This is a genomic window from Halobacteriovorax sp. JY17, from assembly GCF_002753895.1.
In the GTDB taxonomy this organism is placed as follows: Bacteria; Bdellovibrionota; Bacteriovoracia; order Bacteriovoracales; family Bacteriovoracaceae; genus Halobacteriovorax.
The window spans coordinates 1,174,692-1,186,325 of sequence record NZ_NJER01000001.1; the positions used below are offsets into that span (position 1 = coordinate 1,174,692).

General features: G+C 36.2%; 16 protein-coding genes. 9 read left to right on the forward strand and 7 right to left on the reverse strand.

Translation table 11 applies throughout. From position 1 onward, the window contains the following. Positions 1-18 precede the first annotated feature (18 nt). From CES88_RS05230 to CES88_RS05245, 4 genes are all read left to right on the forward strand, one after another. Positions 19-1,110 (forward strand): DUF2786 domain-containing protein, encoded by a 1,092-nt coding sequence (locus tag CES88_RS05230; RefSeq protein WP_290731959.1) that lies wholly within the window; start codon positions 19-21, stop codon positions 1,108-1,110. Positions 1,111-1,113: 3 nt separating this feature from the next. Then, positions 1,114-1,554: a PaaI family thioesterase gene (locus CES88_RS05235; protein ID WP_290731962.1), complete on the forward strand. Its 441-nt coding sequence runs from the start codon at positions 1,114-1,116 to the stop codon at positions 1,552-1,554. Beyond that, the gene (locus CES88_RS05240) at positions 1,545-1,946 is read left to right on the forward strand and encodes a DUF423 domain-containing protein (RefSeq protein WP_290731965.1); all 402 of its coding nucleotides are present in this window, start codon (positions 1,545-1,547) and stop codon (positions 1,944-1,946) included. The genes CES88_RS05235 and CES88_RS05240 overlap by 10 nt, the downstream gene beginning before the upstream one ends. A 72-nt stretch (positions 1,947-2,018) precedes the next feature. Beyond that, positions 2,019-2,381, forward strand: a complete 363-nt coding sequence (locus CES88_RS05245) for a hypothetical protein (protein ID WP_290731968.1) — start codon at positions 2,019-2,021, stop codon at positions 2,379-2,381. Here the strand turns inward: CES88_RS05245 and CES88_RS05250 are convergent. Further along, positions 2,378-3,079 carry a 7-carboxy-7-deazaguanine synthase QueE gene (locus tag CES88_RS05250; protein ID WP_290731971.1) on the reverse strand — a complete coding sequence of 234 codons (702 nt, stop codon included), beginning with the start codon at positions 3,077-3,079 and terminating at the stop codon, positions 2,378-2,380. The genes CES88_RS05245 and CES88_RS05250 overlap by 4 nt on opposite strands. 141 nt (positions 3,080-3,220) lie before the next feature. On the opposite strand from CES88_RS05250, the gene CES88_RS05255 reads away from it, so the two are divergent. Beyond that, the gene (locus CES88_RS05255; protein ID WP_290731974.1) at positions 3,221-3,688 is read left to right on the forward strand and encodes a DUF2452 domain-containing protein; all 468 of its coding nucleotides are present in this window, start codon (positions 3,221-3,223) and stop codon (positions 3,686-3,688) included. Here the strand turns inward: CES88_RS05255 and CES88_RS05260 are convergent. Next, positions 3,685-4,101 (reverse strand): hypothetical protein, encoded by a 417-nt coding sequence (locus tag CES88_RS05260; RefSeq protein ID WP_290731977.1) that lies wholly within the window; start codon positions 4,099-4,101, stop codon positions 3,685-3,687. The genes CES88_RS05255 and CES88_RS05260 overlap by 4 nt on opposite strands. Beyond that, positions 4,091-5,491 carry a hypothetical protein gene (locus tag CES88_RS05265; RefSeq protein ID WP_290731980.1) on the reverse strand — a complete coding sequence of 467 codons (1,401 nt, stop codon included), beginning with the start codon at positions 5,489-5,491 and terminating at the stop codon, positions 4,091-4,093. The genes CES88_RS05260 and CES88_RS05265 overlap by 11 nt, the downstream gene beginning before the upstream one ends. Positions 5,492-5,662: 171 nt before the next feature. On the opposite strand from CES88_RS05265, the gene CES88_RS05270 reads away from it, so the two are divergent. From CES88_RS05270 to CES88_RS05280, 3 genes are all read left to right on the forward strand, one after another. After that, complete coding sequence (locus CES88_RS05270) at positions 5,663-6,196, forward strand: hypothetical protein (protein ID WP_290731983.1); 534 nt, start codon at positions 5,663-5,665, stop codon at positions 6,194-6,196. Continuing rightward, positions 6,193-6,549 (forward strand): hypothetical protein, encoded by a 357-nt coding sequence (locus tag CES88_RS05275; protein WP_290731986.1) that lies wholly within the window; start codon positions 6,193-6,195, stop codon positions 6,547-6,549. The genes CES88_RS05270 and CES88_RS05275 overlap by 4 nt, the downstream gene beginning before the upstream one ends. Before the next feature lie 198 nt (positions 6,550-6,747). Beyond that, a complete protein-coding gene (locus tag CES88_RS05280; protein ID WP_290731989.1) occupies positions 6,748-7,179 on the forward strand; it encodes a TraR/DksA family transcriptional regulator in 432 nt (143 codons plus the stop codon). Positions 7,180-7,192: 13 nt separating this feature from the next. On the opposite strand, the gene CES88_RS05285 is transcribed toward CES88_RS05280, so the two are convergent. Then, the gene (locus CES88_RS05285; protein ID WP_290731992.1) at positions 7,193-7,855 is read right to left on the reverse strand and encodes a hypothetical protein; all 663 of its coding nucleotides are present in this window, start codon (positions 7,853-7,855) and stop codon (positions 7,193-7,195) included. A 112-nt stretch (positions 7,856-7,967) separates the two neighbouring features. Between CES88_RS05285 and CES88_RS05290 the strand changes: the two genes are divergently transcribed. Next, positions 7,968-8,372, forward strand: a complete 405-nt coding sequence (locus CES88_RS05290; RefSeq protein WP_290731995.1) for a hypothetical protein — start codon at positions 7,968-7,970, stop codon at positions 8,370-8,372. Here the strand turns inward: CES88_RS05290 and CES88_RS05295 are convergent. The 3 genes from CES88_RS05295 to CES88_RS05305 all read right to left on the reverse strand — a co-directional run bounded on the left by CES88_RS05295 (position 8,364) and on the right by CES88_RS05305 (position 11,533). Further along, entirely contained in the window at positions 8,364-8,753 is a 390-nt protein-coding gene (locus CES88_RS05295; protein ID WP_290731998.1) for a hypothetical protein, read from the reverse strand. The two genes, CES88_RS05290 and CES88_RS05295, sit on opposite strands and share 9 nt — an antisense overlap. A gap of 42 nt (positions 8,754-8,795) precedes the next feature. Next, entirely contained in the window at positions 8,796-10,076 is a 1,281-nt protein-coding gene (locus tag CES88_RS05300) for a DEAD/DEAH box helicase (RefSeq protein WP_290732001.1), read from the reverse strand. A gap of 161 nt (positions 10,077-10,237) precedes the next feature. Beyond that, positions 10,238-11,533, reverse strand: coding sequence for a hypothetical protein (locus tag CES88_RS05305; RefSeq protein ID WP_290732003.1), 1,296 nt, complete (start codon positions 11,531-11,533; stop codon positions 10,238-10,240). Positions 11,534-11,634: the final 101 nt, after the last annotated feature.

An 11,634-nucleotide genomic window follows, 5' to 3' on the forward strand; every position in this document is an offset into this window, starting at 1 on the left:
GAGGGCCTTTTTCATTCTATGCAAGTTTACTCTAAAGCGACTCAGAAATTTCTAAAAATTTGTAAGGCCAAGGCCAAAGAAATTCTTATTCAAGAAATGAAAATTGACTTTAATAGATCAAGAGTCAAATGGAAGAACTACTCTGTCCCCCTAAGTTTTGTTGTCTTTGAACACCAAACAAATCTTGGATTCTTCAATCATCATCTCTATCAAATTGGTCTAAATAAGAGATTATTACTTTTAAATGACTTCAAAGTTTTGGCGGATGTTATTCGCCATGAGCTCGCGCATTTTGAGGCCTACTTAAGATATGGAAGTTCTATTAACGATCATGGAACCGAATACAGAGATATCTGTAAATCCCATGGTTGGAATGAAGATATTTATGGGGCCAAACTTAAACTTAGTGAAACTCTCCCCCATTTTAAAGCAGATAATACTAAGAATGAGAAATTGATTTCAAGAGTTCAAAAGCTTTTAAGTTTAGCTAACTCCGATAATTTAAATGAGTCACGTTTAGCAACTGCAAAGGCAAATGAGCTTCTTCTAAAGTTTAATTTAACAGAAGAAGACTTAAGCGAAGAAGAAGATGAAACATTTCTTTTAAGAGTCCTTGAAGGAACAAAAGTAAACGCTAAGGCCAAGGCCATTTACGAAATCCTCACAACCTTTAATGTTCAACCTGTTTTTAGTCACGCTAAAGGACATTATTATCTTGAGGTCGTAGGCTCTAGAGTCAACGTAGAGCTCGCCCACTACGTCTGCGACTACCTTGTCCATGAACTCGACTACCTATGGAAGGAAACACAGAAGGAGAATTTGGGTCTAAAAGGACTTGGTGCTAAGAACTCCTTCTTTCGAGGAGTGGCCACTGGCTACAAAGAACAAATTCAAGAAATACAAAGCTCATCTTTTTCAAATAAAGATCTTATGATTTTAAAAGAAGATCTAGAAGTGCGAGTTAAGAATGTCTACTCTCGTCTCTCCTACTCAAGTAGTCAGAGAATAAAGAATAACTCTAGGAGTGCAGATCTTGGAAAGTCGGCTGGAAAGAATTTGAAGATAAAGAAATCAATTTCAAACTCATCAATTATAAAACTCTTGAGGTAATTTATGACTCCCAAAGAACTAGAGACACTCTTTAGAAAAATTTCAAATTTTGACAAGCACCTAGGTCTAGAGTTTGAATTAAAGGGTCCTGGAAAAATAGAATACACTCTTCCAATAACAGAAAATCACTTAAGTAGTCCAAAGACCTGCCATGGGGGGGTTATTTCAGCAATGATGGATTGTGTTCTAGGTTTAACAGTCCTTTCCTATTCTGTAACAATTGATAAATTGTGCTCAACGGTTGAATTTAAAACGAATTTTATTACACCTGCAAGTCTTGGTGATACAATTAAAGGAACTGCAGAACTTGATTACGTTGGAAATTCCTTAGTAGTCTGCAACGGCTCTATCACATGTCTAGAGACGGGAAAAATTGTAGCAAAGGGAATGGGAACTTTTAATCTCTACCCACTTTCAAAAAAGGATTTAGAAAAATGGAGCTAAAGAGAACAAATCATAAAATCATTGCGGGAGCATTACTTATGGCCCTCGCCGTTGCTCTAGGGGCAATGGGTGCACACGCTCTCGAGAAAACTCTTACAGTGAAAAACCTCGCGACTTTTAAGACGGGAGTTCAATACCAAATGCTCCACGCTTTTGGTCTAATATTTCTAGGAATATTAGATAGAGTTTTCAATGACCGCTTTAAGATTGAAACAGCATTATTCACTCTAGGTATTATACTCTTTTCATTTAATTGCTATATCTATGCTTTAACTAGCATCAAGATCTTCGCGCTACTCATTCCTGTTGGAGGGGTTACATTTATCTTTGGATGGTTGTCTCTAGGCCTTAGGTTCTTCAAGATTTCTCATAAAAACAGCAGCTTACCTTAGATGGTTTTCCTTTAGAAATCCTCAAGCTATACCGAATAGAATAAAGTAAGTAATTTAGCTTCGAGGATTTCTGTGTCGACAAAGAAACAAATTGATAAATATATTACGACATGTACGACGACATTTAAAATGTTTGATCATGAAGTGATTGTTTCTAAGAATAAAGCAAATCTCTGGCACTTTACAGCGAAGAGAAATGAGAAGAAGTATCTTGTCTACTGCGCGCCGAACCTATCTAAAGTTAAATCCATTATAAAAATTGCTCTAAAGAAAGTTCCTGCTGATTCAAAGCTTGTGGTTATTTGCAATGCTTTCACTGCCGATGAAAAGGCCCTCGCAGATGATTCAAATTATGCTCTCGTTGATATGATTACTCTAAAGAAGTATGGAATGGAAATGTTAGAAGCCAAGAGTGATTTACCTATGGCCGCTTAAACCTGTTTTTCGTCTGGGCCAAAGAGCCACTTATGCTGCTGGCCTATAACTCTAAATAAACTTCCCCCTTCTTCATTCCACTTAATAACATTTCTAAAACGCTCAAGAGGAAATTCCTCATTTAAATTATAAGACGGTGTTAGACACCACGGAAAGTTAAGAGAGCTATTCATCGACAAGAGCTCATTATACATATCTACAGTCGCTCTATAGTCTTCTTCTGTTTCAACAACCGCTTTTATCTGAAATTTTCCAGGGTAATTTTGGATAAGTTTATTTAAGGCCTGAACACGAGTTTTCACTCCCGTAGAAGGAGTTTTAAAATCAAAACTTATGAAATCTAATTTATTAAATATTTCATCAACGACTCTTGTTCCGGCTGCTTCGATATTAACAAAGTATCCTCTCTCTTTAAGAGTTTCAACAAGACTTAAAACCTGATCAGTGTGACTTGGGTGTAGAGGATCGCCGCCAGTAATTGAAACGCGCTTCATTCTCTCGCCACCAGCATCTTCAATCCCCGTTAGAACTTCTTCTAATGTCCAATTGCGTCCAGTAAAATCCCAAGTATCTTTAGAGTCACAGTTAAGACATCCGATTGCACATCCCTGAAAACGTACAAAGACCTGAGGTGTTCCAATATGAACTCCTTCGCCTTCTGTCGCGGGATAAATAGAATTTATTAAAAACGATTTCAAATGCTTAACCTTCCTCTAGCCCTCACTTATATCATAGAATCAGCGCTTAAAAGGCCAGAGTCTGTAGTCTTTACACAGCTTTTTTAACACTAGCAAGGCTCTTGCTGATAAAAGTCTAAACTTTTGCTATATTTAGAAGCTATGAAGGATAGAAAAGATAAATTAGGTAGAGAAATTGATATTAATTCTATTGATAGAAATAGACTTAAACTCAACGCAAGTGATCTCCCAGGTCTAGTCGCCTACGCAACAAACGCCAGTAGCGCTCTTATAAATCCAGAAGATGAAGGTAAGATAAAGAGTAAGGCCCTAAGGGCCATGCATCAGCAAACAGCAAAACAAATGGACCAATTGTTGGAGCAAATGCAGCCCCTAATTGAACAGGCCGCAAAGTTAAAGAAGAGAGTTGAAGTTAGTGAACTTATCTATGGTGCCCATATCTCTTTTGAGCCCATGATCGGAGAAATTTATCACTTATACCAAAAAGAAAATGAAGAACACCTACTCTCAATTATTGCCCCTAACGAGTGGGGAGAAAGTATGCCTTATAAGTCGTGGATTGCAACAGTAGAGCTATTAGCCGACCACACTTGGCAAATCATAGATTAATTTAAAATATAGTCCTTCCACATTTCAAGAAGAATAGAATTTGATACGAATGTTTTCTCATCAACAATACATCTCGCATCATCATCCCAAAACTTTTGGTCATTAAATTTATATTTAATAATTTGTGGAGAACCTTTTAATTCACGACAAACTTTAAACCCAGGAGAGCCCATAGTTGAAGCATACTTGCGTAGATCGACAGGTCTTTTAAAAGGCTCTTTTAAAAAGTGACACTTTCTTTCGGAACAATTTTGAGAGTAAATACTTCCTCCCTCGCTCTCTTTACAAAACTTCAGATTCTGTACGATCTCTTTTTGATTTTTGATATACTTAATTTGCCCAACGCCGCAGACTTCTTTTGCATATACTGGCTTACCCAAGAATAGGGAAAGTAAGATCACCTTATTTAACATAACTCACTCCATGCATCGACTCTCGTAAATACTCTTCAGGCATCCAGTGGTTTCCTCCACCAGAATTTGTTCTAGAATCATAGGAAGATCCCTTTGTTCTTCCCCAGCTATTTCTTATTAAATACTCACATGAACCGGTATTCTTATTAAACCTTCTTGCAACAACAATACTAGCGTGGCGAGAGTCTTCGTCGTAATCAAGCAAGTTACTCAAACTTGATGCTTTATAATTTACGCCCACAATATCGCCGGACTCAAGTTTTTTATTTATAGTATTTACCATTGAATTAGTTGAAGTTAGCATTCCACTACTTTCAAATTTTAAGTTCTGAGAGTTTCTGATTCTATTCTTACAACTCTTGGCCACTAAATTATCAATAAAGTCATTTGCAGAAGAAGACCTCTTTAATATCGTCATTAAACTCTGTGCGTTTACAGAAGGGAATAGAACATTAAACTCTCCCTCTATACGGTTACAAACAAGATCTTGCTCAAAGGAACTCACCGCCCTTCTATATCTAGTTCCTTTTAAATCATTTTGACCAAAAACTAAGCCCGCCTCTGTTGTTCTCTTTCTAAAGCTCTCATAAATTTTTTCCATTCTTTGGTACTCTTTCATCAAATTAGAATCGGTAGAAAATTTATAATCGTCACTAGGGAGCTGACTTTCTAAACAAAGTCCACGTTTCAATGCGGAATTCGCAGCGTCCGAAGCAAATCCCCCTTCCATATTAGTTTCATTACTACCAAAGATATCACTAAGAGAGCCTTCATTAAAACTATTGGCTATATCCACTGCTGAAACTTTCTTTCCAATTTTATGACCAATGAGATCAGCGGCAGCAAAAGCATAGCACCATCCGATGGAATCTTGATTTCTTGGTTTATCAATAATTTTCCCATTTCTTTTTTCTACTAGAGGTGGTTTTCTATTATCGATATTTGAACATTTAGACTTTCGTCCCTGAGAGTTCCTCGAACCATTTCTATTCAACCTCCAGAGCTCAACAGAGTTAAGAGGATTCGATACTCCCAATTTCTTTCTCACTCTCTCAATTTCAGAGATCTCCCATGTTGGAGCACGAAATTGACTGACTCTCCTCGCCTCTTTAACCATTAAATCGAGATGGTTCTTTAATCCATTTTTCTGTAATCGAGTAAAGCTATTTTGAAGTTTAGAGCTAATCTCTCTTTTACAAAAATGATTTGCAGTTCTTTTAAGAGTTTCTATTTCTTTAGTGACATCACGCCTTTTTGAATTTTCGATAATTTTTTCATATTGCCCTTCTATGTATTCGCCATATTTTTTACATTCGTTAAAAGGAAGTTTTCCATTGGCCAAGGGTGACAAGATTAGTAATACTAGAATTTTAATCGATATTTTTTTCAAAGAACTCTCCCACTAAAAAAAATTATACTTCAATGAAGGAAAATAATTGATATAGAAAAATAAACCTAGTGCTAAACACCTTAAATCACGACAAAAGACTCTATACCTTAGCTAATATGACTGCCTTGTTTATGAGTTTAAAGCCCAATACTTTCGTGTTATTTTTAAGAAATGAATATTGATAAAGAATTTGAATTAATTATAGAAAAGTTAAGAAAGAATGAAAGACCTCTTATCAAATATAGTGAGGAGGAATTTCACTCCATCAATAAAGAATGGTCAAAACTCTTAGAAGCTAAGAACTTCAAAGAATTGCACAAGATCTTTTGCATTTTAGACAATACTCAAAATTATTCTAATATCTTTAGTGAGAATATCTTTAAAACTTTCACGCTTAATGATGATGAAATCCTCATCTATAATTTAAGTGCAGCGAGTAAGCACATCATTGCTTATCACCAAAAAAAGGGTGAGCGCACGCCCTTTGAGTTATTAAATATTTTTAAAGAACTTCTCCATCATCAAAGCCCTGAGGTTTTAGAGTGGACACTCAGAACAGTTGAGCAATTAGGTAGCCAAGCAATATTTCTAAAAGATGATATAATTAAAGCGAAGCCTGGTATTATGAGCTTATTTGATAAGCATAAGAAGGCTTCAAAACAAATTATTGAAATGTTAGAAAAGAGATGGAGTCCAAAGAAATGAGTTCCGATAACTTTGATCCACAAGCGGCCTATGAAACTCTAATGAAGGTCACTAATGCCGTAGGACAGAAGCACTTCATTGATGATCCCGAAGCCTATCAAATTCAAATTCGTCCGGACAAATCCATCTCTCCAGGTAAGTTTCTCAATGACCCTATTCTTCCAGGTGGCTATAAGGCCCATCCAACAACGATTAGGGCCATGAGGAAAGATATCTTTGTGGGAACCACAGAGGTTTTTGATGACCTTGCTTTCATTATAAATTGTGAAAGCTGTAAAACTGAAATTGATATCCAATTCTGGCACTTCTGCCCATACTGCGAAGCTTCATTTCCTAAGTCACGCGTCAAGTAGTTAAAACCGTGTATAGCTGTCAACTTTTGTAAGATTAATAGGTTTTACGAGTGCGCATAGTCGTAAGTAGATTACTTCTAAATAAATTAAGGATTAGTAAATGTAAGAAATTGCAATACGAGATAGCTTTCAATCGAGTATTTCTTGGGATACAACTGATCAACAACACACACACATATTACACAGGAGAGGAAACTCATGAAACGTGAAAACAGTTACCTCAGCGACAAGCAAGTCGAAAAACTAAAAGACACGCTTCTCGCAGAAAAGGAAAGAATCTACAATAAATCTCAAAACAGTGAGAACTATTGTCTAGACAAGAACGAACTCAGTGATCCGGTTGATGAAGCTTCAGTAAATGTACAAACCTCACAGGAGATTCGCTTTAGAAATCGCGACATCTTCTACTTAAAGAAAATTAACAAAGCACTAGGTAAAATTGAAGAAGGTACATACGGCCTTTGCCAAGAGTGTGACGATGAAATCAATTATGAAAGGCTAATGGCAAGAACAACTGCCGAGCTTTGTATTGGTTGTAAGGAAGAAGCTGAATTGTCTGAAAAGAACAACTTCATCCAAAGAAAGTCTAAATCACTTGGTAAAACTCTTTCAGAGCTTTCTTCAAAATAGAATTGCCGGAGAATTATTCACGACCTAGAGTTTCTAGGTCGCTCCACTCTCCAATAGAGTGGTAGAAGAATGACTTCTCCGCATACTTTACTGAACTGAGATCTTGAAACTTCGTACTGAACTCAGATTCGCTCCCCCAGTCTTCCTCGTTTAATTCTATCTTTACTAAACCTTCTGAAATAACTTCAAAAGATTTAAAGTTAATTGCAATAGATCTATCTTCTAATTTCTTTAAGAAGCTCCCTTCATCAATTCCACTCTCCGATAATGTAAGAACAAGTGTTCCTGGTTTATAGCCATCACAAGTTCCCTCTGAATCTGTGAAACCTACCGACTGAGTTTTAAATCCATCTTGCTCCACTTGAAGCCAGATACAATATCTCTTATTTTTTTCAACAGCATTAAAGACTAAACTTAGGCCATGAGAGCTGCAAAAGGCCCTAGCTTCTAGAGCGCCTTCAAAACGAGTAGGAAGATTCAATTCATGAATTCGACCGAGACTCTGATCATTGAGTTCTACACTGATACCTTGATTAAAAGAGGCCATCTTAACAGAGCCTACTTCCTCCTTTATCCAGCATATTCCTTGATTTAAAGATTTAACCTGTATATCCTCGGCCAGAACCCCTATTGAAAATAAACCAGTTAATGTTAGGATAAGAAGAGTTTTCTTCATAGTATTTCGCTCCGATATTTGCTGTACTTAATTTATCGGATTTAAATTGGACTACTTTACACTGACTTTACTTTTCTTCGTATAGCGAATGAATTTAATGAGATAGAACGAAATGCCAGACAAAAAAGATCAACTAATCCATGATGTAACTTACTCTTTTTACGAAAAGGCCACTACAGACTTTCTTATTGGCTATCAGTTTAGAAAAATTCAAGAATTTAAATCTCTTGATCCACTCTCTCCCCCACTAGAGGCCTTTAAAAGTCATCTTCCTAGAATTGAAAAATTCTGGCGTGTACAACTTCTAGGAGAGAGAATTACAAAAGAAGAGAAGAGATTTGATCTTATCAATATTCATAAGGCACTAAACCCTAATAAGGGAGAAGTCTTAAGATGGGTAAAACTCTTTAACGAAACATTAGATCAATACGAAAGTAGTGATGATAAAGATTTCATCAGAGAATGGAGAAGGAAAGTTTCTGAATTTGAAAAGAGATTTCTAACTTTTCTATTTTGAGCTTTTTGGGTTCTTAGCATCAAAGACTTCTTTCACAAAATTCTCAAGAACAGGCTCACCCTTAACATCATCGAAGAACCAATTTCTGGCGTAGTATTGATTATAAGTAAGTGCAGCAGCTCTCGCATTTTCTTCGGTATCAAATTCAATGGCAATCAAATCTACTAAGCGCAGTTTTATTCTCTTTCCTGAACCTCTAATACATCCTTTGACATGATAATTTTCACAGAGAATTCTCTTGGCCGGATCAGTAATGATGACGAGCTCTATATTAGGATCCTTCGTCTGCGCCATCTTCCACATTTGACTAGCAGAATAGCGCTCTTCTTTTGAGCAGGAAATGAGAATGAATAAGGATAGAATAGATATTATTTTTGCCATAGAGATATTATATACCAATATGGCAAAAACTAGAAATTTGAATTACTTGGTTTTCTTATATCTTGGAGAATGTCTTCCTCCAACCTGAGGTCTCTTCTTAGCAACTTTCTTAACAGGAACTTCACTAACTTTTCCTCTCGCTACTTTCTTCTTAGTGAGCTCTCTTTGCATCTTCGTATTAATTGTTGTCAACTTAAGAAGGGATTGCTCCTTGATAGAAGTATTAATTCTAGAAATTAAATTAAGATCTCTTGAAGTTACGAAGTTATAAACACTTCCCTTTCTTCCTCCACGCCCCACACGTCCACTTCTATGAATATAAAAGACTGCTTCAAATGGAAGATCGTAATTAAGTACCCAATTTAGAGATGGAATATCAATCCCTCTAGCGGCGATATCAGTACAGATCATCACCCCTCCTTTATCTCTAAATTTCTTCATAGAAGCATTTCTATCTTTAGCTTCCATCTCTCCATTTAAAATAAAGAATCTCTTACTTGGATATTTTACTTTCAAGAAATCATAAAGTTCAGTCGTAGTTTCTTTTCTATTACAGAAAATCATCCCACTACCATTTGCCTGCTTTTCAAGGAAAAGCTCTACCATAGAGTTCTTTTCTTTTTGACCAATATCAATATTGAAAGTTTCAATATCTTGCTTTATTGAATGGCCACCGACTTCAAGCATTTTAAAATCAACTTTGCTAAAAACTTCTTCTTTAAATTTATCAAAGTCATTTGGCATTGTTGCCGAGATTAGACCAACAGTACAATCATCCCATTCGCAGTATCCCCAGAGCTTTTGAATATCTTTGAAAAATCCCATATCAAGAAGAGTATCAGCTTCATCGAGAATGAAGTACTTTACTTCACTAAGTGTAATTTCCTTCTTCTCAAGCATTTGAGCAAGTCTTCCAGGACCAGTGATCAGTACATCAATTGCAGATGTTCCAAGGTCTCTACTCTTTTGACCTTTTTCCCCACCAAGAAGTTGTCTTACTCTTAATTTTGCAAAGTGAGAGATATCTTTAAAAACTTGATAGACCTGTGAAGTCAGCTCCTTTGTTGGCAGAATGATTAACGCCTTCGGCGCACCTGGAATTGTTTCCACATTTCTATCTTCTACTTCTTTTAAGTTTTGAACAATTGGAAGAGCGTAAGAGAGAGTTTTCCCCGTCCCAGTTTTTCCAAGTAGAGAAATTGACTCTTTCTTAGCAAGAAGAGGAATTCCTTTTACCTGAACAGGAGTTGGTGTTTTAAAACCTTGATCTTCAATATATCTAAGCAACTCTGCATTATGTAGTAAATCTTCAAACTTCGACATTTCTCTTCCTTCAATAAAATATAAGTGTTCGATTTTTAACAAAGGAGTTACTTAAAGTCATTACCTTTAAATTAATTACACGTTAAATTTAAGCTTTAAAATTAAGTATTTAGAGAGGTTAAAAAAAATGGCCCCAGAGACTGAGGCCAAAAGTGTTAAATCTAGAAGAATAATCTAAAATTAGCTGAGTAGTAATTAGATACTTTGATGTCATCAACTTTATCTTTAACAGCAAATTTTCCTTGAAGATCAAGTTGAAGAAGCCATAGTTTAGCGGCAACTCCAAGAGTTAAATGCTCAGTATCAACCTGCGTTCTAAAAGTAAGAGCAAGTCTCTCTTCCCAAGTGTGCATTCCCCAATCAGCCCCAAGATAGAATCCATCACCGATTCCATATCCACTTCTCATATGAGTTCCTGCAAATGGAGAGAGTTTAAAGAAACTTAATTTATAGTCAGCTTGACCGTGCAGTCTAATTAAGGCGCTGTTGCCATAAGATGGTGTTCCTTCATCTTCAGAAGAAATTTCTGCAAGCTTTAATTCTTCCACAGCAGCAAATGCTGAGTAATTTGAATTCTTATAACCAAATCTATAATCAATTGCCGCATTAATAAGAGTGTTATTAGCAGTATCAATATTACCACCACCACCAAGTAGGATTACCCCATCGGCTCTCTTTTTAATATCAAGTCTTCCAAGTCCGTAAAGTCCAAATGTCCCAAAGAAGTGCTCACCCTTTGTGTAATCAAACCAAAGACCAGCTTTCGCTTCTACTTTAGCGTAGATATCAACACTTGGAGTAGTTGTCGTTGTTGTTGCAATTGATGACTCATAAGGAATTTTATCTACGTTATAAGTATCCTTAATTTGATCAGCTTGAGCTTGAGTAATACCATTTCCAACACATAGGACAAGTAAATCTTTTCCATTATCAGCTGGATTGTTATTTGTTACAATTGTATTCAAGCAACTCTTAAGAGCTGTTCGAATATTAGCAGGAATTTCATCAAGATTATCAATAATTGTAGAAATACTACTCTGCTCTTTCTTTGGTGTAAGGACGGCTAGAACACCTGCTCCAAATCTAAAATTTGGCTTGAAATCAATATCAAAGGCCTTAAAAGAAAAGATTGGGATCCCAAAATCGACTTTAGCTCTTAGCACTTGCTCCTTATCATAGTATTTTTCAAGAATTCTATTGGCCTCAGCAAGGTCAGCAGTAACACTTCCCGAGTTAATATCACCAATTTTATCAGCATCATCCTTTAAATCCATGGCATCAGTTGTCACTGCCCCATTAATATTTAAATAGAAATCATGACCGTATGGTCTAAGCATCTCTTGGGTTTTAAATTTATCATCGATCAATTTCGCACGATCAACAATATCGTAAGAAAAAGAATTTGTAGCAACTAGCCCTAAGCATCCTGCTAGAGCAAGGTTCTTCCATGTGGTCATTTACACTCTCCTGTGTTTGTAAGAATTTCTTATTATTATCGTGAGTTAACGACTTTATTACCACGGGGAAAATTTGTTTAATTCATTCCAATGAAATGGAC